This window comes from Neobacillus niacini, from assembly GCF_000759675.1.
Classification (GTDB): Bacteria; Bacillota; Bacilli; order Bacillales; family Cytobacillaceae; genus Neobacillus; species Neobacillus niacini_A.
Window position 1 is genome coordinate 14,751 of record NZ_BAWM01000083.1, and the last position, 20,274, is coordinate 35,024.

Genomic DNA, 20,274 nt, shown 5'->3' on the forward strand with positions numbered 1-20,274 from the left:
ACCGTAGCCGTATCCACCACAACCACCAAATCCGCCGTATCCACCATATCCACCATATCCAAACATTAGATATCCCTCCTTTATATACAAATTCCTTATAAAATATGCTGAGGAATTAATGTGGGAAGGGCTATTTCACTAGTTTTTATGAGGACAAAACTACGGAATATGATTAAAGCAGTAGCTTCCAAACAAAACTGGATATTTATGTTAATATTGGTATGAAATTGTGAAGAAATGCTTAAACAATAATCCTTAAAAGATTCTTAATATGAATTTTGTGTCTAATAACATTAATTCAAGACCTAGGAGAGGACAATGGTAGCTAACTTAAATGACTATTTAAAAGATTTAATGGTGTATATTCCTGAAGGAGAAATCAGCCTACGAGATTTTCGAAACGAGCAAAAATGGATTAGTTCAAACTATAAATTTGGAATGCCGGGTATTAGAAAAAATTTAAAGGAAGTTATTTGGAATGTTGAAATTAAGCCATTTTATCTTGCCAAATATACGGTGACAGAAGAACTTTATGCGATTATTATGGGGGAGAAATTTTTAACAACAACTGAGGCTCGAAAACCAGTTGTTAATGTTTCATGGATAGATGCAGTGAATTTTTGTAATTTATTATCTGCTATACTGGGTTATGACAAGTTTTATGGTTTTGATAATGAAAGTAAATCAGTTATTTGCAATTATAATACTAATGGTTTTCGTTTACCGACAGATGCTGAATGGCAATATGCATGTAAGGCAAAATCAAAAGGATATCGGTATGGTGAAATTGATGAAATCGCTTGGTATAAAGATAATTCTAACGAACAAGTACACGATGTTGGTAAGAAAAAGCCTAATGATTGGGGCTTATATGACATGATAGGGAATATTTGGGAGTGGTGCTGGGACTTATACGATGAAGAGACATTTGGTAATTACAGAATAATTCGTGGAGGAAGTTGGGCAGAAGAAGAACGTGGATGTGGAGCTACTTGTCGTCGAAAGAGTATGCCTGATTTTTATATAGATGATATCGGATTTAGAGTTGCTAGATCAATCGTTTAATAATTTGAAATTCTAAATTGATATATGTCGTTGGGAATATATGTGAATACAGGGTTCATGGAACCCAAAAAAGGGTATGAGAGGATAATTTCTCTTAAACTTTCGAGGATGCTTTTCTGCAATATCTTAAGTAAGTAGCTAGAAGGCCCTTAATAAAGTTGAACGATTATCCATTAATGGCGCTTTTCTTGAATAAGAAGGCGTCTTTTTGTATTGTACTGGATTCTGGAACAACACTTATTAGGAATTGGAGTTGTATTAAGGTGTAGAAGAGATTGTGAAGGATTACACTTAAACTAACGGGTGCTTGGGTTTAATAAAGAGTTGCTGCGGCAACTCTTTTTCTTCTTCCGCTAACGGGGCAGTTTACTGGAAGAGTCCAGATTGATCTTTGTTCAGCAATCGGGCCATTTAATGGAATAATTTACTAAGATTGTGTATGGGCCAACTAGCAGGTTAATTGAGGATTGGTTGTAGTTCTTACTAGACAATTGAATAATACGATTCTTTGAACTAAGAAAAAACCTCTCTTAATTCCCTTTAATTAAGGAATTTCATGAGAGGTTTGTTTTATGTGTTGCTCTTCGAAAAATATTTCCGAGTATCTTCACGTATTTGTTTGGATAAGACACTATCAAGTTCTTCATTTAACCATGAAAGTGATTTACTCCGTAAGTCATCACGCATTTTTTCTTCCGCAGAGAGCATTACTAAATTGATGGTGCAAAAGGAGGGAGCTTGACAGCAGTTTTTTCTATACAAATAACCATTCTCTTTAATATTTTTACATTGAAAAATAGGATTTGGGCCTTCAATTGCTTCAATTACATCCCAAAAGGAAATATCTTCCGGAGACTTAGATAATCTATATCCTCCTTTTACCCCGGGGACAGAACTTACAATTCCAGCCTTAGATAATTTACCGAAAACTTTTGAAAGAAATGTCTCAGGAAGACCTTGGAATTCTGCCAAATTCTTTATCCCAATACTATCGTTGGAAGGAACATCAATTAAATATACCAGACAATGTAAAGCATATTCAACTCCGACACTATACTGCATATAAACTCACCTGCTTTTGATTTTAAGGGTTATCAAATTGTATCTTAGGAGTATTTAGAGTTTTAGTCAAATAAAAGAAATCTCTTTTGGGTAAATCATATACATTTGACAAAAATAATTATAGTATATATTATAGACTGTGTTAATCGGCGATTAACTTAGTCTTCGATTGGAACTTAAAATTCATTTTAAAGGGGAAATAAAAATGAATAAAACACTTATCATTAACGCACATCCAAAAGTAGATGATACTTCTTCAGTAAGCTTGCAGGTTTTTAACCACTTTTTGAAAGCATATAAAGAATTAATTCCTGACAGCGAAGCAATTGAACAGATTAATTTGTATAGTGATGAAGTGCCTATGATAGATAAAACGGTTTTAAGTGCATGGGAAAAACAACGAAAAGAACAAGAGCTAACTAGTCAAGAACAAAAAGTAACTGAGCGTATGTCCGAGATCTTAAATCAATTTAAAAGTGCAAATACGTATATCATTGTTTTACCTTTGCATAATTTTAATATTCCATCAAAGTTAAAAGATTATATGGACAATATCCTGATTGCACGTGAAACTTTTAAATATACTGAAAATGGGTCAGTGGGTCTACTTAATGACGGACGAAGAATGCTTGTTATACAAGCAAGTGGATCAATCTATACCAATAATGATTGGTATACAGAAGTTGATTACTCCCAAAAATACCTGAAGTCAATGTTCAATTTCCTTGGTATTGAAGATTATCAAATCATTCGGGCGCAAGGAACTGCTTTACTAGAACCAAATGAAGTATTACAAAAAGCATATAAAGAAGCTGAAGAAGCTGCTTCAAGATTAGCACCTAAATTAATACTGTCTTAAAGGCAAAGAAAAGAAATATAAGGAGGAAATTAAATTGGAACAACGAGTTGATTATTACAATGTAGCATCTGAAGCACTTAAAATAATGATGGAAATGGAGAAGTATACGAAAACAACAGGTATAGACCGTAAACTTCGTGAACTTATAAAAATTCGGGCTTCTCAAATAAATGGTTGTGCATATTGTCTTAACATGCATACAGCTGATGCTAGAAAAATGGGAGAAACGGAACAACGTTTATATTGTATTAGGGCTTGGAGAGAGTGCACATTTTACACAGATCCTGAAAAAGTGGCTCTTGAGTTGACAGAATACGTAACTTTAATCCCGACAAAACGTGTGCCAGATGAGCTTTATCAACGAGTACGTGAACATTATGACGAGCGACAATATGTTGACCTTGTACTAATAATTAATCAAATCAATAGTTGGAATAGAATATCTATTGCAATGGGGAATACAGCAATTGAAAAATAATTATTCTCAACGAACATCTTATGAGTGTTCGGCACAGTTTGTAAACAAAAGGCATCCAAATAAAGTAACAGGTATCTATAACGCAATCGATCACAACACTACTTATTGTTCACTTTTTCCATGAAATTGGATTTGGAATGGCAACTACAGCTACCGGAGCCATCGTAGCAGATCTCATCCCCTTAGTCACGAAAAGGGGAAGGGATGGGCTATTATGGACTAACACTCAATCTTGGTATGGTAGTTGGACCTTTTTTAGGGTTAACTATTATGCATTACGGAGGAACAAATCAATTGTTCTTCATTAATGCTTTACCAAATCTATATATGAAAAGGATGATTAATTTGATGAAACCTAGAATCGGTATGGTAGGACTAGGTGGTATCGCTCAGAAAGCATATTTGCCTATTCTTTCAAAAGAAACAGATTGGACATTTGCGGGTGCATTTTCACCCAGTAGAGAGAAGAGAAAGGCTATCTGCAATCAGTATCGTATACAAGATTTTGATAGTTTACCAGCATTGGCTCAAGAGTGTGATGCCGTGTTTGTACACAGCTCTACTGAATCACATTATGAAGTGGTTTCGGAACTGCTTAACAAAGGGATAGATGTATATGTCGATAAACCATTGGCAGCATCTATTTCAGAAGCAGAAAAATTAGTCGAATTAAGTGAAAAATTGGGAAGAAAGCTTATGGTTGGATTTAATCGTCGTTTTGCTCCAATGTATGTGAAAGCAAAGGAAAAAGCGAATAATATAGCTTGGGTACGTGTTGAAAAGCACAGAACGGACAGTGTGGGTCCTTATTCTTATGAGTTCACAATGTTAGATGATTATCTTCACTTAGTCGATACAGTACGTTGGTTGGGTGATGGAGATCTTAGTGTGCTGTATGGAACTGTTCATACGAACGATGAAAATCAACTTTTATATGCGCAGCATACGTATGAATCCTCTCAAAATATATCTTTCACCACAGCTATGCATAGAAAAGCAGGAACGAATTTAGAACAAATAGAATTGATAACAGACGGAGCAATTATCCGTGTAAAAAACATGAATACAACAGAAATCGAAGAAGAAAATGCAATATCTACAACAGTTTCTTCTTCATGGGAAACAACTTTAAAACAACGAGGCTTTGAAGATGCTGTACAGCATTTCATTTATTGTATTCAAAATGATGAGCAACCCCTTGTTGATGGATTAGAAGGGTTAAAGTCTCAACTACTTGTTGATCAATTACTAAAGCAAAAATAATTAAATTCATAAGTAAATGGTATATAAAGCTGGCTTTTAAAGTCAGCTTTATATTTGTGCGCCCAGAATGGGTGCAGTCTATAGGGTGAAAGTCCCGAACTGTGAAGGCAAAAGTAACAGTAGCTTAACGCAAGGGTGTCCGCGATGACGCGGAATCTGAAGGAAGCGAGCGGCAAACCACCGGTCTGAGGAACACGAACTTCATATAAGGCTAGCTACCAGTTATCACCCTTGCTAGGGACCTATTTACTACACACAGAGGTAGGAATAATAAATGGAGACAAAAATAGCAAGGATAGCAGAATTAGCAAAATCTGATCCTAAGAGATTAGCAAGGTTTTGTGAATGGTAACAAGGAGGAGCCGTGTGTGTTAATAGCGCAAGCACGGTTCTGTGAGGGGGAGGAATACAATCTACCGTAAGGTAGAGAGGTTCCTTTCTACTCGACTAGTGAAAAAAAGAAAAAGCCTAACTTTTTCATGATGGAAAAGAAAAAGCCCCAAAGTAAATATTTATTTTGGGGGATGTTTTTCATAGGGAAGATATGGAACTTCCTTAGGCGTATAAGTAATTACATCAGAAGAATAAATTTCGATTATTAATTTGTTTTCTAACGATTTTGCAAGTATGAGTATAGGTTGATTGTAATCATTTTTAAAGATTAAATCAGGTCCATTCCAACTAACGGTGGCATCCCGCTTTGTTGGAACGTATGAAACCTCTCTACTGTGTGAATTACGCTGAACAACTTTTAAACCAGCATTATCAACTGCATTAAAAAGGGTAGATGATACTTGACAAATTCCACCACCAAAGTCCTCTGAAAATTCCCCATTAACGATTACAGTAGCTGGCATATATCCTTTTCCTGCTGTTCTTTCCCCAACCACTTTATTAAAGGAAAATATTTCACCTGGAAAAAGAACATAATTATTAATGGCTTTTGCAGCAAGATAAATATTATTGTTTCTTTCTTTGTTATTGGAATTGAAGTATGTTACATATTCCCCAATTTTTTCATCTCTAATATTTCCAAGTAATTCACTGTCGACTCTTGGATAAATAGCTAGTAAGGGGACTTCTAATGTAGATGAGCCATTATTTAAATAATAAGAAAAAATATTTTCTGTGAAAACTTGGCGGTTTAAACGGTAACCGAGTTGTTCTGGTATAATATTCCCGTTTTTATCTATAATTGCATTTTTAGGATTTTTAGTTATATGCTGGTCAATATCGTCCATGAATTTTTTAAACTTTTTTGTATCCAAAATGGGTAATATGGGCAAGTGCATCGAAAAGGTAGTACGGTTGGCAACGGAGATAGGATCACTGTTGTTAGTGATTACTAAACTTCCTGGCATAATCACTTGTTGAGATAAAATTATTAGTCCAAGCATCCAACTGAAATTCATTTGCTTAAAACCTCCCTAATTTAATTATGAGTTAAAATATCCATTTCATGTATTTGCAGCTATTCTTTTATTACGGTCATTTCTGGAAATAAAACCTTTACAACATTGATTGTGAAAAATTTCACTTAAACTAGCGGGTGCAAGAGTTAAAGATGGGGACCGCTGCGGCGATCCTTTTTTCTTGTTGTACTAATGGGTCAGTTTAGTTAAAGAAAATGGTAAAATAAAGAAAAAAGTTTTGGAGGGAATCACTTGGAAAATGGGCAATGGGAAAAACAAATGATAGAGCAATATAGCTGGTATATGGATTCAGCAATTTATGCAGATGAGTATGATGGAATTCACGCAAATTATCATACTCACGGGGTTCAAGCGAGCTTTAATCATATAGATTTTCAAATAGTGCTTAATTTAGCGTCACGGAGGTAGTTATGCCACTTATAAGAAATATTGAATTATTCTTTCCAGAGGATAGACAGGCTAATTTAATCTTTTATAGGGAAACAAGATGTATTGCTTCATTGTACAGTCGTTTGCTTCCTAAATTCAAAACAGATGAATATAAGGGAATAATGATTAATTGTGTATCAAACTTTGACATAATTAATAAATTATACTCTGATTTATTTATTACGTTTAATTATAAATCTGTTTTCACAGAGGTTAATATGGAAGAGTTTCTCTCTTTGGCTACTGACCAGAGGAAAAAAGAATTTACACTAGAAATTATACAGAAGCCTTTAGAACAGGTAGCGGAGGAACTTAATTGGGATATAAGCATTTTTAAGGATATCCATCAAAAAATTATAAACCTGAACTTTGAAAATAAATGGGTTTTTGCGAAAAAGAGCTGCCCTAACAGAAAATATTCTTGCAGTATAGTCTGTGAACAAGAAGTATCTTATATAGATGTGCATCTCGAAATCAAGAGTAGGAATGGTGAACTCATAGGAAGAGAAAGAATTATGAGAGAAGCAGATACCGATGAACAGCACCTTTACAGCAAATTTGGAAACATAGAGTGGACACACAACCACAAAGTTGCATTGTCTGACCGGGATTATAGAACTAAATTTATTGTTACTTTCTTAGAAAAGGACACCCCAGAGAAACTATTTTGGAAATATGAGAAGTTAACTATCTGAAAGCAGCTCTAATTTCAAATATTCCAACAGAATATCAATGTTTGTGAAATAATATACTTAAAGTAACAGGGGCAAGTGTTAAAGAACGGGGTCGCTGCGGCGATCCTTTTTTGTTATTGAGCTAACAAAGCGGTTAGTTAAAGAAGAGCGTCTGAACCTGTGGTATAATATGGTATATATAAATTCGCTTTAAAAAACCACTATTTTAAGGAGGGACCATTTGTGAAAAAATATTTGTGGAATATTCTACCGATACTGGTCATTTTTCTAATGGGTTTATCTCAACAAAAGGATTCATTTAGTTTTATTGTAATAACAAAGGTTATTTTAGTTTCGATATTTTTAGGTTGTTCAGTCGGCTACATTGTATTTGCAATTAATAAATACCTACTTAAAAGGATTAGTTAATAAGAAAATCTGCAACAAATTACGTGGTATCCCTGTTTTATAAAGTAGATTGTGAAGAAATGTACTTAAACTAATTGGTGCATTAATAATAAATATTAAAAGGTGATCTGATAATGAATATACAAGTCAAACTGAAAGATATAATTGAGGAAATGGAAATACAGATTGAAGAGTCACGTTCCTTACTTAATATTAAAACGGGTGAAATAGTGTTGGTAACATCTGAGGACTTGAGAGCTGTTGAAGACGAAAAACCATTTGATCATTTACCTGAATGGGAGCAAGAAAATAGAAATATTGCAATTGATGAGGTTGAAAACTTTGAAAATTACATAGAGTTACCTACTAAATATGAAGTGAATGAATATGAAATAATGGAAAACTTTTGCCTAACATTAAGTGATCAACGAAAGCAGGAATCCTTATTAAGGGCAATTAAGGGAAAGGGTGCCTTTAGAAGATTTAAGGACAAAATAATACATTTTGATATGGAAGATCAATGGTATTCATACCGTGACGAGCGTTTTAAACAAATTGCGATTGAATGGTGTCAGGAAAATAAAATAAACTTTATTGAATAGGAATGACAGGGGGCGATTACCGAACTAAAGGGTAATCGCCTTTTCTTATTAAAGTAAAGAAGCAGTTTAGTTAAACAAGGTTTACAGGAGTATTTTGTTAATTTAGGAAAATAGAGGTAATATATTTTCACCACTGGTAAAATAAATATGTAGTACAAGCTCGTAATTTATTTTAAGGAGGATGATCTATTGAATAAAATATCTAAATTTACATTGGTTCTCGGCTATACAGGTGCCCTTACACTATCTCTAGGTTTTATTAACATTAATGATTTAAATAAAACAGTAGTAATTCCATCAACTGAACAATTAAAAGTAGAAAATGGAGATCAATACAGGGTTTTAACAAGAGAAGAACAAAATGCGAAAGAAAATATTAATAATAGGGATTATTTGACGGCTATAACAGCAGAAGAACAAAATATGATAGAGAATTCGTCAGACTTATCAGGGTATGTACACCAAAAAAATGGACCAGGTTTCTTTTTTGAAAAGGTGAAATAAAATAATTTTGTTTAATTAAAAGGGAAGAGAAAGATTAGGTTGCAGTCGCAGCCTTTTTTCTTTGTCAACAAATGGGGGCTTGTGTAAAGGATTAGGGGGGACTGTGGCTGCCCTTTTTGTTTCACTAAAGGGGAGTTTAGTTCAAGAAGGATTTCTTTAACCAAAGGCGAATTTATATTATGATTCTTATACTGATATTAAAATGAGGGATTTTATGAAACTAGAAAACGGAGAATACAGAGTTGAGATAAATGGTATTTCCCATTGGATAAAAGTTGAGGGACAAGAAAATAATACTATACCTTTATTTATTATTCACGGAGGTCCTGGGGGGAATTTGTACTTTTTCGAACGAACAATTGGTCCTTTGCTCTCCAAAGAAAGAACTATAATTTATTATGAACAACGTGGATGTGGAAGAAGTGGTAGTCCTAATTCGGATAGGGCATTTACTTTTCAAGCGTTAATTGATGATTTTAAGGAAATACAAGAATGGACAGGGTTTGAAAAAGTTGACTTGTTTGGCTATTCATTTGGCGGGGAATTGGCACTTGAAATTTCGCACGCTCTTCCAAATCAAATTAATAAAATTATACTTTCAAGCCCTAGCTTAATTGGTTTAAAAACTCAATACTTAATACAAATTACTGGTTTTATGTCAATTGCGGATTCAAATTTAGCAAGTACCATTGAACAGATTCTTAGTCAGCAGGATTCTATTGAGGAAAAATACTTCAAAATATGGGAATTTGTTGATACCGAGACAGTAGATCGTTTATTTTTCGAAGATCAAAATATTGCCAAACTGTACCGACGCTTAACAGAAGAAAGTAATATGGTAAATACAGGGCAAATGTTAAAAGTATTACAAAAAAATCCTCCACAAGTCCCTTTGACTCAACGCCTTAAGGATATTCAACAAAGTACATTGATAATCACAGGAGCACATGATAGAAATGCAGGTTTACCGGTTTCTAATCTAATTCATAGAAACCTAATGAATAGTGATTTAATTATCTTTAACAACAGTGCTCATTTCCCTTACTTAGAAGAGCCAGAAAATTTTATTTATAAAGTATTATCTTTTTTAATAAATCAATAAGTAAGAATAAAGTATTCCGCTATAAGGGGGCGATGCTTCAATAACGAAGGATGTCTGCATTCAGTTATTTCGTTTGGCTTTAACCTTCTGCTTTTGACATCAATAGCCCGCCACTCCATACTATATTTATTACTAAAAGTGATAGTAACTAAATCATATGGGAAATCGTGAGCACCTTCATATGTTGTTAGCTGCACGGTGACATTAAAGTAGCGGTAGGTTTCGTGTTCTACCTTCTCTTTGATTTGGAGAATCTGTTGGCAATAAAACTGTTTCGGTTTGCCGAAATGTTTTTCGATTGCTTTGTAGATGGGTAGAAATAACAAATTGAGGATTATATCATCACGCAACTGTACATCATTTTTAGTTACGGTTTCGGCTTGAACGGGAGAACAAGAGAAAAGAGTTAGGCAGGCAATCAATATTAAAAAGCTTTTTTTCATAAGAATCCTCCAGTTAATGTTGCTCTTATTATGAACAATTAAAGAAATTCTTATTAAACTACGGGTGCTATTATTCATAAAGGAATAGAGGTGAAATAGTGCCAACGCCAATTATATTACTCTTATTACTAATATCAATTTTGGGTTTTAGAGGAGTCCAAAAGGGTACGATGAAATTTACTGTTAAAAAGTTTATATTAGGTTTAATAATAACTATCATATTTATTAACGTGGTTATGTTCTTTATTTTGTAGAATACTATGTGAACTATTGCACTTAAAGTAACGGGTGCAAGAGTTCAAGTTCAGTAGCTGCTTCGGCAGCATTTTGCTTGTTCCACTAACGAAACAGTTTAGTTAAACAAGGAATACATATTGTGCTACACAATATCTTTAATTATTAACGGTTTAAGGGGGAAAACAAGTCGGACTTTACGTTGGTATTTTTTTCCTATTGCAATACCGTTATTAATTCGAGATATATTTAGTGAAATTGAGATTCTTGTAGGAACAATAATAGTTTTATTGGGGTCATTTATAATAACCCAATTATTTTACATTATTGATTTATTAAAGAAAAAGTGTAGATAGCTTATTGAAGTAACGGGGTTTTCCTTTAAGATGAGGCTGCTACAAATGCAGCCTTTTTCTTATTCGACTAACGGGTGAGGATATGTAATTAAGTATTCTTTAACCTTCCTAAGTGGAATTGTATAATGGTAACCAACGAAAAAGGGGTTTTGTGTTAAATATTAACTTGGTATAATATGGGGAGTGTTATAGAACGAGAGATAGACGGTGAACAAATTGACAGTACAAATAATTATCATCATTTTCTTAACAATCATTATCCACGCAACCGAAACGTTGTCATATAGTATTCGTTTAGGAGGCATAAAACTAAAAAAGATTGCAGTTGCTTTGTCTCTTACTGGCATCGTTTTACTTATTGCTCGTACGTCTAATATGTTTCAAGCTCCTATAATTGGTGTAATCGTAGATAGAGCTAAATCTGATTCAACTATTGATGTACTAGGGATATTCCATATAATATTACTTTCAGCGTCTATCGGTACTTTGCTGGCACTATTCTTATATCCCACAGGCACCCGTCTTGCGATGTTAATGATTGAACGCTTAGAAATAGAAGGATCAGCAATAGCTTTAATGAAAACATCAAATATTCATAAATTAAAAAGAACAAGCTCTTATGTAAGACGTCCAAGGATTCAAATGATACATAGACTTCGGGTTGGCGGAATTCCTAAACGTATTATGCTCATTAATATGGTCGTTACCGCAATTTATACTTCTGGAATATTGGCAGCTTTATATGCTTCTATATTAAATCCAGAACACGGTACAACTGCCAATATGGCAACAGGTGTAGTAAATGGGATAGCAACCATTCTTTTAACTCTTTTGCTTGACCCTCAAATCGCTTTAATGACAGAACGTGCCTTCAATCAAGAAAATGGAGCAGAGGAAATAGCTAAGACTTATGCTTGGTTAATGATTGCAAGGTTTTTCGGTACATTACTTGCCCATCTATTGATGATTCCTTCTGCTTGGTTGATCTCGTGGGTAAGTAGAATCATTGGATAAAGAACCGAAAAGTTTTAACGAACTAAAGGCAAGGCTGCAATAAATGCAGTCTTTTTCTTATTCAGCTAATGGGCAGGTTAGTTTAAGAACAGGGCTATTTTTTACAGCAGCAGTAAAACAAAATAAATCCATCCAAGAGGACTTCTTAAGGATGGATTTATTTGTTATTTCCAGTTTTACCTTAACATTATGTGGTAGGTAGTATTCTTTTCCAGTTACCTTTCTTTTACTTACCACTCCCAAGCAGTATCACTTCTTCTTATGCTCTTAATAATCTAATTGGCGTAAATACAATAGGATTTCATTTTCATTAAGTTTTTTAAACTTATACTTACGGATTTGGCTTTCAATTTTCTTTTTGTCATCATCTTTACTACTGAATAAATCTACTAATTGAATAATTACTTCTCCTAAGACAGTTACCAATCCAGCAGAACCTAATTCCAAACCTAATGTTTCTGTATCTGAAAGTTGTGACTTTGCTAATTCTTCCATTTCTTTTTTGTATTCGCCTTTGATTAGAATATACGGTTCCTTATTTTTAAATGCTAATAGTAAATCTTCAGCATTAAAAACTTCGAAGTAAGCATTTTCGTTCTCTAATTGTAATAACTCATCTAGCACAGTTCCTTCACTTTTCTCTACTGTATTAGCTATTGCTTGAATTGTTTTGACTGAATAACTGCTGACACTTTTTTTGTTAACAATTGAGAGCATTTGCTGACTTATGCCAGTTTCTTTGAATACATCGTATCGTTTTTTTCCGTTCTTTTGTAAATAAATATCTAATAGGCTCATTTTCAAACTCTCCTTCACCTTGATAAAATATTTTTTACTAAAATATTTTTTACTTAATTATATTTTAGTATATATGTAAAAAAATGTAAATAATTACTTCGTTTATTTTTCAACCTCAGTAATCAATAATATATGTTATCAATATACTTTTTCGTTGTATTAAGTAAGTTTGTGAATGTTTGCACTTAAACTAACGGGTGCTTTTATTGAAGAAAAATTTAGCCCCTCTCAACTAAGAGAAGAGCTAGTTTATCCATTACCACGAGACTATGATCCTCTCGTCCTGTTTAAATATTGAAATTACATTATATTCGTCTGCCCCTTCCAAATGAACACCTTCACCCGTTTGAGCTACCTGTTTAATCCCCTCAATAATTCTAACTGCGTACTCTCCTTCATCAGAAAATACATCACAAAGTATATCTATATTGTCCGGTTTAGCATTTGCAACTCCTGTACTCATACCTACGAGTACATCTCCTTCTTTCACTATTGCAAAAACGTCAGAAAACGGAATAGCATAAAGTTTCGCTCCATATTTTTCGGCAACTGTTATCCAATGTTTAAATTTTTCTTCATGCATGATATTAATGTATTTTGATTCTCCAATAATAATAAAATCTTCTGATTGCTCACCTTGTAAATTTTGATCTTCTTGTTCTACAGGCTGGGAAGATTCCTGTGGAACTGAATGAGCTTCGGATTCTTTTTCTTCTTCTGAAGGAAGAGAAATTGTAGGAGGATTTTGTTTTTGACTGTTGATATCATTTTCAATGTTTATCGGCGGGGCGGTGCTACTATCCCTTATTACTTCTTTATCTAAAATTGATTCGTTATTTATCATTGAGTGAGGTGGAAATGATGATACAGTTTTTAACTCTTTCTTAGTATCTTCATTTTTCTGTTTTGAAATGTCGGCAGAAGAACATGCAACAAATACAAGACTTAAAAAAATGGTGAAATACTTCATCTTTTTCATTTCTATCGCCCCAAAATATCCTTTTACTTATTAGACGATTTAAAGACGAAAATGTTCCTTTTTTTAACAATAATATTGCAATTTTTACAATTTTTCATTCCTTCCCCTCTGAACTAAGATAAATACAGTAAGGTTGATTTTATTTATGCGATGCTTTTGTTATTAAACTATAATGAAAATGAATGTCGTATCAAATTTATGATAAAAAAGCACTTACCTGGAGAATTCATGACCATGGTTAAGTGCTTTTTTACAAATGAACAGTGTATAGTAGGATCAAATATGTGAAGAGTCTTATTTAGCATTTTCTTAGGTGCAGAAGGACACCTGGGTGAATATTTAAAGGGCTATACAATTAAAGAAGTTATCGATCTTGTTAATTAAGATCAATAAGCGGCTGTGACCGATTATTTGGAAAAGAAAACGAAAGCAGGCAAGTCATTTGTTGCTGTCAGTATGATAACCGAGTCGAATTAGTTTTGTTCGATATGTGCGGAGACACCTAAGTATGGTGTCTCCTTTTATTTTTTCAAGAAAGTAATATTTTCCATGACAATTGTGATTTGTATCATAGATTTTTAATTCAAATAACGATAAAAAGAAGGGGGATGCACTATTTAGAATAATCGATTTAAGGGAGGCTCCCCGGACCGCCCGCGGAAAGCGATGCGCCTGGAGCACAAATCAACATGCAAGTATAACACAGCCAAAGGAAAAGGGTTTTTGCAGGTGATGGAAGGTGGAGTGCTATGTATTCCCGAAGTCGGGTTCATAATAGAAATTTGTATCTGTTTTTATTGAAAAATGGACTTATTAGCATAAGTGTTTCACTAATTATCGTCCAAACTTTAATTTCCTTACTTCAAATTCACATACATTACTTAGAAAAAATCCCGTTATTTTTTTTCGTCCTCATAATCATAACCATTTTCTTTATGATTATTTTTATCCAGGAAAGAAAAATACGCTCTAAACAAGAGCAGCTTCTTGCAGTAATTGAAAATAGTACACAATCTCTTTTCATTCTTGATAAGGATAAAAATATCATTAGTTTAAATGATTCGGGAAGGGAACTTCTGGATTTGCAAAATCATAAGGTAGTAAATTTTTGTGAGGTTTGTTCCACTTATCCCGGTGCAGATAAAATATGCGATGTTTCCAACTGCTTTTTAATGAATGACAAAGAAAATCCAGTTGAATTATATATTAAAAATCACCATAAGGAACTTATACCAGTACAGGCAACGATTTCTTTTTATACTACCCCTGATAAGCAAAAAGGAACAGTCGTCGGAATTCAAAAGGTTAGTGAAAAACGAAAAGAAGAGCATAAGGAAATTGAAAAAATGATTACTCATTCGATTTTTCAAGCCCAAGAAAAAGAACGAAAGCTCATATCGAGGGAACTTCATGATGGAATTGGTCAATCACTATTTGGAATGCTTTTACATACTGATTTCATCAAATCTATTTCTGAAGATAAAATGGGGATTACTCAACTTGAAAAGCTCCAGCAAATGATATCGCAAACAATTGAAGATATCCGATATTTATCGGCTGCATTGCGTCCATCAACACTTGATAATCACGGACTGATTGCTACTTTAAAAAACCATATCAGGGATTTTGGCCAGCGTTTTGGCATCCAAATTAATTTTACCTATAAAGGCAGTAATGAGCGACTTCCATCAGCAATTGAGACGGCTCTTTATCGAATTGCACAAGAGGCATTGATTAATGCAGCCAAGTATTCAAGTGCCGAACGGATTGATGTTTCAATTAGTGTTGATAAGGATCAAAACAAAGTATCACTAACGATTACTGACTTTGGGAAGGGGGTTGAACTAACTTCTACAAACCGAAGAGGAGTCGGTATTTACAGTATGGAAGAGAGAGCGTCTATATTAGGTGGAGACTTTTTCATTAACTCTAAGATTGGTAAAGGAACACAAATTCAAGTGAATATTCCAATTGTATAGGTGATAAAGATGGATAAAATTCGGATTTTTTTAGTAGATGATCATGCAGTAGTCCGGGATGGTCTTTACTTATTATTGAATACTCAGACAGACATGTTGGTTATTGGCGAGGCAGCGGAGGGAAATGAGGCGTTATTAAAAATTCCCCAAGTGAAACCGGATATAGTAATTATGGACTTAAGCATGCCTAACGGAAGAGATGGGCTGCCAACAACAAGTGAACTCATTCAAAGATTCCCAGAACTTAAAGTTCTAATTCTTTCGATGCATGATGACCAAGATTCTCTGTTCAGGGCATTAAAAGCAGGAGCATCTGGTTATTTGTTGAAATCATCCTTAGGACAAGAGCTGGTGACTGCCATCCGTCAGGTAAATGCCGGCCAAGCCTATCTTTATCCGAATGCCCAGAAAAAAGTAATTGAACATGTATTCCATGATTCATGGGAAGAATACAATGATTCTTTTGATCTTCTTACTGAACGTGAAAAAGAAATCTGCAGCTTCGTGGCAAAGGGTTATACAAATAAAGAAACAGGAGAGCTTCTTAATATTAGTCCCAGAACGGTTGAAACACACAAATCCAAAATTATGGAGAAACTTAATCTTACGACAAGACGGGACTTAGTGCAGTTTGCATTAAAAAGAGGCCTCCTTGAAAATTAGGTACAGATTATGACAAATTTAAAAGAACTATTAACTTTAAAACTTCATTCTCTTGTTTCAGAGCTAAATGCAGATTTTTCTGCTATTGCGTTTTATGATCCTATTAATCTAGAATTCCGTTGGCGTATAGCCATCGGCTCCTTAAACGATCGTTATACGAGTATTGTTGTGAACAGCAGCAAAGGAATATGCGGACGGACATTAAAAACAAAGAGGGAATTTATTGTTACTAATTTTCCTGAAGAACTTCAGGATGAGGCACTTGAGTTCCCTATCTTAATTATTGAAGAGCTTAAATCTGCTGTATCCGTACCGCTGCTTTTTCAATCGCAGCTTATCGCTGTATTGCTTATCGGTCAAAGAAAGCGTAGAAGCTTTGATGCTCTAGAAATTGAACGGATGAAAGATGCAGCCCAAGAGCTTCTTCAATCCTATATACAAGAACGGGATGTTGAGAAAACAAATACAGAAGAAAAAAAAGATATAGATACATCGGCGCTTTCTCTTTATTTTATTAATGAGAAAAAGAAGAGAGGAAAAAACCTTGAGATTATGGTATTAGATCAGCGAATAACCATGCTTTCAAAAGAGGCACAGCAAAGCCTGATTTCCATTTTCCAGCTTCTCTTTGACCGCGCTTTTGAAAAAGAAAATAATTTTAGAGTAAGTGTCATAATCGAACTAAAGTCAGAACAACAATTCGCTATACAAATTGAAACAAAAACTCATTTAGAACTATCGGAAGAATATTTTTCCCGTCTTGCTGACGAAGTTAGGAAAATTAATGGAAGTATTGAAATGGTTTTCGATAATGTCAGAACAATCTTAACCATGATCTTTTTCTTAAGCCAGCTTGTTAGTGACCAGCTTTGGAATACAAACCCACATTCATATTTTCCCTAAGGGATTTTTCTTATGACCTATTCAACTTGGATAGGTCAATTTTTATTAAAGGCTATTTTCGCATAGATTGTTGTTTTTCGTATAAGTTCATCAACCCGTATAACTAGATGCTTCGTGGCATCTTTTCGTAAGAACAATTGCGAAAATTGCCTAGAAACTTAGTAAATGACCCTTATAAGGCTCCAAAAGCAACAAATTTTACGAAAAGAGCCTTTATTAAATAATGCTTCCTACACGAGCAGATTCCCGAAATGCTTCCGTGTTTTCTCGTAATGTTTTTTCAAATGCAAAATGGGATTTCGAATGGAAATTAGGGTGGAATATGGTGAATGTTTTGTGAACAACTGAGTATTACACGATATAAAAATATGTATTTTTCCTTATGAATCTGCGGTATAGCCCTGATATTTTTCACAACTGAAAGCCTTTACAATGAATTTAAAAATATAAAGAGGGTGAAGGGGAATGAAAGGTATTAGCCAATGGAACCCAGAGGATAGTGTGTTCTGGAAAGCTGAAGGAAAGCTGCATGCACAAAGAAACTTATGGATTTCAGTACCATCTCTGTTTTTAGCTTTTGTTGTATGGCAAATTTGGTCTGTAGTAGCAGTAAAACTGAATGATGTTGGTTTTCACTATACAGCGAGTGAGCTTTTTACACTTGCAGCACTACCAGGCCTTGTCGGGGCAACACTGAGAATATTTTTTACCTTTATGCCGGGGATTTTTGGAGGGAAAAATTGGACTGTCATCAGTACAGCAGCACTTTTGATGCCTGCTCTGGGAATCGGATTTGCGGTCCAAAATCCAGAGACATCGTTTACAACCATGGCAATATTAGCAGCACTTTGCGGCATTGGAGGCGGCAATTTTTCCTCATCGATGGCAAACATTAGCTTCTTTTTTCCAAGGAAATTAAAAGGAACGGCTAACGGTCTCAATGCCGGAATTGGAAATCTTGGAGTAAGTGCAGTTCAATTCATCACGCCAATAGTTATTATGATGGGCTCTTTTGGTGGAATAGTAGGTTCTGCCCAATTGATGAAGGACGGAACAGAAGTTTGGATACAAAATGCGGCCTTTATTTGGGTAATTCCGATCATTATCATAACCATCATCTCAGCATTTGGAATGGATAACCTGCCAAATGCAAAACAATCGTTTAAGGAACAGGCCGTTATTTTTAAAAACAAGCACACATGGATTATGTCATGGCTTTACACCATGTGTTTTGGATCATTTATTGGCTATGCTGCAGCCTTCCCGTTATTAATAAAATCTGAATTTCCAGATATAAACCCGCTCCAGTTGGCTTATTTAGGACCTCTTGTAGGGGCATCGGTAAGACCAATCGGCGGCTGGATTGCAGATAAGCTTGGCGGAGCTAAAGTAACATTTTGGGACATTATCATTATGATAGCCGCAACCGCAGGGGTAATTTATTTCTTAAATGATAAGAATTTCACTGGGTTTTTAATTATGTTCCTGATTCTCTTTTTCACAACAGGGATTGCGAATGGTTCTACGTTCAGAATGATTCCCGTTATTTTCGAACCAAAGCAGGCTGCACCTGTACTTGGCTTCACAGCGGCTATAGCTGCTTATGGTGCATTTTTAATTCCAAAAATGTTCAGCTGGTCAATTACTGTTTCCGGAGCAGCAGATTTAGCCCTCTACCTATTTATTGCGTATTACGTTATTAGTCTAGTTATTTGCTGGTACTATTACTCTCGTAAAAATGCAGAGGTTAAGTGCTAGATGTGAAGGTTGTAAGAATGGAAGGGTATGAAATGAAAAAGGAGTGAAAACGATTGAATAATGTAAAGAGTTTTCTTAAAAGCGGACACTTACCGACACTACTATCTTCATTTTTCTATTTTGATATCAGCTTTATGATCTGGGTTATGGTTGGGGCAACTTCTACCTTTATTGTACAGGATTTTGGGTTATCCCCTGCTGAAAAAGGATTCATGGTGGGGATCCCTATTTTAGGCGGATCCTTGCTGCGAATTCCAATGGGTCTTCTAGCTGACCGTTTTGGTGGAAAACGAATGGGTATGATCGGAATGATGTTAACAATGCTTCCACTCTTTTGGGGATGGCTGTATGGGAATTCCTTGTCTGAGGTCCAAGCGTTCGGATTTTTGTTAGGAATTGCAGGTGCAAGCTTTGCAGTTGCCTTGCCTCTAGCAAGCCGATGGTATCCACCTGAACATCAAGGACTGGCAATGGGGATTGCCGGAGCGGGAAATAGCGGTACTGTTCTTGCTACGTTATTTGCACCTAGAATTGCAGAATCGTTTGGTTGGCATGGAGTTTTTGGCTTCTCGCTTCTTCCATTATTCACAGCGTTTATTGTCTTTATCATTTTTGCCAAAGACAGCCCAGCTGCACCAAAGCCACAAAAACTGTCGCAATACTTGGCAATTGTAAAAATGAAAGAAACATGGATTTTCAGTTTCTTCTACAGCTTATCCTTCGGCGGTTTTGTTGGTTTAACAAGTTACTTAGGCATCTTCTTTGTGGATCAATATGGCATTAGTAAAGTAACGGCCGGAGACCTTGTTACAATCACCGTTTTTGCAGGAAGCTTTGTCAGACCAATCGGCGGATATATCGCTGATAGGCTGGGAGGGATGAACCTACTAATAAAATTGTATGGCTTAGCTGCATTTGTACTCTTTGTAGTCGGCTTTCTCCCATCCATTTACATGATGGTCCCACTCTTTATCTTCGCGATGCTAATTTTTGGTATCTCAAATGGAGCTTTATTCCAGGTAATTCCGACAAAGTTTCCTCGTGAAGTAGGCATCTTTACGGGATTTGTTGGAGCAGCAGGCGGTTTAGGCGGCTTCTTTTTACCAAATATTCTTGGTACTTATAAGGAAATTACTGGATCTTATGGTTTAGGCTTTTGGTGGATTAGCGCCACCTATGTGGGGGCTCTTATCATTATTATTTGGCTGCAGACTTCCTGGAAGAAGACTCCGGGAAAGGATCATACTGGTAAGTTAACTGCGATATAA

20 protein-coding genes and 1 pseudogene are annotated in these 20,274 nt (G+C 35.0%); 16 read left to right on the forward strand and 5 right to left on the reverse strand.

What is annotated here, in order from left to right:
* Positions 1–318: 318 nt before the first annotated feature.
* Positions 319–1,065, forward strand: a complete 747-nt coding sequence (locus TR08_RS19700; protein ID WP_045521181.1) for a formylglycine-generating enzyme family protein — start codon at positions 319–321, stop codon at positions 1,063–1,065.
* Positions 1,066–1,635: 570 nt separating this feature from the next.
* Here the strand turns inward: TR08_RS19700 and TR08_RS19705 are convergent.
* A complete protein-coding gene (locus TR08_RS19705; RefSeq protein WP_045521183.1) occupies positions 1,636–2,127 on the reverse strand; it encodes an RrF2 family transcriptional regulator in 492 nt (163 codons plus the stop codon).
* A gap of 205 nt (positions 2,128–2,332) precedes the next feature.
* Here TR08_RS19705 and TR08_RS19710 point away from each other — a divergent pair, with 205 nt between their 5' ends.
* The 3 genes from TR08_RS19710 to TR08_RS19720 all read left to right on the forward strand — a co-directional run bounded on the left by TR08_RS19710 (position 2,333) and on the right by TR08_RS19720 (position 4,727).
* Entirely contained in the window at positions 2,333–2,986 is a 654-nt protein-coding gene (locus tag TR08_RS19710) for an FMN-dependent NADH-azoreductase (protein ID WP_045521184.1), read from the forward strand.
* Positions 2,987–3,020: 34 nt separating this feature from the next.
* Entirely contained in the window at positions 3,021–3,464 is a 444-nt protein-coding gene (locus TR08_RS19715; RefSeq protein ID WP_045521185.1) for a carboxymuconolactone decarboxylase family protein, read from the forward strand.
* Positions 3,465–3,809: 345 nt separating this feature from the next.
* Complete coding sequence (locus TR08_RS19720; protein WP_045521398.1) at positions 3,810–4,727, forward strand: Gfo/Idh/MocA family protein; 918 nt, start codon at positions 3,810–3,812, stop codon at positions 4,725–4,727.
* A 512-nt stretch (positions 4,728–5,239) separates the two neighbouring features.
* Here TR08_RS19720 and TR08_RS19725 read toward each other — a convergent pair.
* A complete protein-coding gene (locus TR08_RS19725; RefSeq protein ID WP_045521187.1) occupies positions 5,240–6,139 on the reverse strand; it encodes a VanW family protein in 900 nt (299 codons plus the stop codon).
* A gap of 252 nt (positions 6,140–6,391) precedes the next feature.
* Here TR08_RS19725 and TR08_RS32695 point away from each other — a divergent pair, with 252 nt between their 5' ends.
* The 5 genes from TR08_RS32695 to TR08_RS19755 all read left to right on the forward strand — a co-directional run bounded on the left by TR08_RS32695 (position 6,392) and on the right by TR08_RS19755 (position 9,879).
* Positions 6,392–6,568, forward strand: a complete 177-nt coding sequence (locus tag TR08_RS32695) for a hypothetical protein (protein WP_193747802.1) — start codon at positions 6,392–6,394, stop codon at positions 6,566–6,568.
* A gap of 2 nt (positions 6,569–6,570) precedes the next feature.
* Complete coding sequence (locus TR08_RS19735; RefSeq protein WP_045521189.1) at positions 6,571–7,284, forward strand: hypothetical protein; 714 nt, start codon at positions 6,571–6,573, stop codon at positions 7,282–7,284.
* Between the two features lie 521 nt (positions 7,285–7,805).
* Complete coding sequence (locus tag TR08_RS19745) at positions 7,806–8,273, forward strand: UPF0158 family protein (protein WP_045521193.1); 468 nt, start codon at positions 7,806–7,808, stop codon at positions 8,271–8,273.
* 189 nt (positions 8,274–8,462) lie between these two features.
* The gene (locus tag TR08_RS19750; protein ID WP_045521195.1) at positions 8,463–8,777 is read left to right on the forward strand and encodes a hypothetical protein; all 315 of its coding nucleotides are present in this window, start codon (positions 8,463–8,465) and stop codon (positions 8,775–8,777) included.
* Positions 8,778–8,991: 214 nt separating this feature from the next.
* The gene (locus TR08_RS19755) at positions 8,992–9,879 is read left to right on the forward strand and encodes an alpha/beta fold hydrolase (RefSeq protein ID WP_193747803.1); all 888 of its coding nucleotides are present in this window, start codon (positions 8,992–8,994) and stop codon (positions 9,877–9,879) included.
* On the opposite strand, the gene TR08_RS19760 is transcribed toward TR08_RS19755, so the two are convergent.
* Entirely contained in the window at positions 9,873–10,322 is a 450-nt protein-coding gene (locus TR08_RS19760; RefSeq protein ID WP_045521198.1) for a DUF3888 domain-containing protein, read from the reverse strand. The two genes, TR08_RS19755 and TR08_RS19760, sit on opposite strands and share 7 nt — an antisense overlap.
* A gap of 806 nt (positions 10,323–11,128) precedes the next feature.
* Here TR08_RS19760 and TR08_RS19765 point away from each other — a divergent pair.
* The gene (locus tag TR08_RS19765; protein WP_045521402.1) at positions 11,129–11,926 is read left to right on the forward strand and encodes a lipid II flippase family protein; all 798 of its coding nucleotides are present in this window, start codon (positions 11,129–11,131) and stop codon (positions 11,924–11,926) included.
* A gap of 267 nt (positions 11,927–12,193) precedes the next feature.
* Here the strand turns inward: TR08_RS19765 and TR08_RS19775 are convergent, their stop codons facing one another.
* Both TR08_RS19775 and TR08_RS19780 read right to left on the reverse strand, forming a co-directional pair.
* Positions 12,194–12,724 carry a hypothetical protein gene (locus TR08_RS19775; protein ID WP_045521202.1) on the reverse strand — a complete coding sequence of 177 codons (531 nt, stop codon included), beginning with the start codon at positions 12,722–12,724 and terminating at the stop codon, positions 12,194–12,196.
* Between the two features lie 256 nt (positions 12,725–12,980).
* Complete coding sequence (locus TR08_RS19780) at positions 12,981–13,703, reverse strand: hypothetical protein (RefSeq protein WP_045521203.1); 723 nt, start codon at positions 13,701–13,703, stop codon at positions 12,981–12,983.
* 240 nt (positions 13,704–13,943) lie between these two features.
* On the opposite strand from TR08_RS19780, the pseudogene TR08_RS31285 reads away from it, so the two are divergent.
* The 6 genes and pseudogenes from TR08_RS31285 to TR08_RS19805 all read left to right on the forward strand — a co-directional run.
* Positions 13,944–14,087: pseudogene (locus tag TR08_RS31285) on the forward strand (transcriptional regulator); the annotation flags it as partial.
* A 365-nt stretch (positions 14,088–14,452) separates the two neighbouring features.
* On the forward strand, positions 14,453–15,682 hold the full coding sequence (locus TR08_RS19785; protein WP_045521204.1) for a sensor histidine kinase: 1,230 nt from the start codon (positions 14,453–14,455) through the stop codon (positions 15,680–15,682).
* Positions 15,683–15,691: 9 nt separating this feature from the next.
* Positions 15,692–16,345 carry a response regulator transcription factor gene (locus TR08_RS19790; protein WP_045521206.1) on the forward strand — a complete coding sequence of 218 codons (654 nt, stop codon included), beginning with the start codon at positions 15,692–15,694 and terminating at the stop codon, positions 16,343–16,345.
* 9 nt (positions 16,346–16,354) lie between these two features.
* Positions 16,355–17,248 (forward strand): GAF domain-containing protein, encoded by an 894-nt coding sequence (locus tag TR08_RS19795; protein ID WP_045521208.1) that lies wholly within the window; start codon positions 16,355–16,357, stop codon positions 17,246–17,248.
* A 465-nt stretch (positions 17,249–17,713) separates the two neighbouring features.
* A complete protein-coding gene (locus TR08_RS19800) occupies positions 17,714–19,006 on the forward strand; it encodes a NarK family nitrate/nitrite MFS transporter (protein ID WP_045521209.1) in 1,293 nt (430 codons plus the stop codon).
* A gap of 53 nt (positions 19,007–19,059) precedes the next feature.
* Complete coding sequence (locus TR08_RS19805) at positions 19,060–20,274, forward strand: nitrate/nitrite transporter (RefSeq protein WP_045521211.1); 1,215 nt, start codon at positions 19,060–19,062, stop codon at positions 20,272–20,274.

Excerpts from the sequence above, each read along its gene's own strand:
- TR08_RS19700 (WP_045521181.1), top strand. The coding sequence starts at position 319 with ATGGTAGCTAACTTAAATGACTATTTAAAAGATTTAATGGTGTATATT.
- TR08_RS19705 (WP_045521183.1), bottom strand. The coding sequence starts at position 2,127 with ATGCAGTATAGTGTCGGAGTTGAATATGCTTTACATTGTCTGGTATAT.
- TR08_RS19710 (WP_045521184.1), top strand. The coding sequence starts at position 2,333 with ATGAATAAAACACTTATCATTAACGCACATCCAAAAGTAGATGATACT.
- TR08_RS19725 (WP_045521187.1), bottom strand. The coding sequence starts at position 6,139 with ATGAATTTCAGTTGGATGCTTGGACTAATAATTTTATCTCAACAAGTG.
- TR08_RS19735 (WP_045521189.1), top strand. The coding sequence starts at position 6,571 with ATGCCACTTATAAGAAATATTGAATTATTCTTTCCAGAGGATAGACAG.
- TR08_RS19745 (WP_045521193.1), top strand. The coding sequence starts at position 7,806 with ATGAATATACAAGTCAAACTGAAAGATATAATTGAGGAAATGGAAATA.
- TR08_RS19755 (WP_193747803.1), top strand. The coding sequence starts at position 8,992 with ATGAAACTAGAAAACGGAGAATACAGAGTTGAGATAAATGGTATTTCC.
- TR08_RS19760 (WP_045521198.1), bottom strand. The coding sequence starts at position 10,322 with ATGAAAAAAAGCTTTTTAATATTGATTGCCTGCCTAACTCTTTTCTCT.
- TR08_RS19775 (WP_045521202.1), bottom strand. The coding sequence starts at position 12,724 with ATGAGCCTATTAGATATTTATTTACAAAAGAACGGAAAAAAACGATAC.
- TR08_RS19780 (WP_045521203.1), bottom strand. The coding sequence starts at position 13,703 with ATGAAAAAGATGAAGTATTTCACCATTTTTTTAAGTCTTGTATTTGTT.
- TR08_RS19785 (WP_045521204.1), top strand. The coding sequence starts at position 14,453 with ATGTATTCCCGAAGTCGGGTTCATAATAGAAATTTGTATCTGTTTTTA.
- TR08_RS19790 (WP_045521206.1), top strand. The coding sequence starts at position 15,692 with ATGGATAAAATTCGGATTTTTTTAGTAGATGATCATGCAGTAGTCCGG.
- TR08_RS19795 (WP_045521208.1), top strand. The coding sequence starts at position 16,355 with ATGACAAATTTAAAAGAACTATTAACTTTAAAACTTCATTCTCTTGTT.
- TR08_RS19800 (WP_045521209.1), top strand. The coding sequence starts at position 17,714 with ATGAAAGGTATTAGCCAATGGAACCCAGAGGATAGTGTGTTCTGGAAA.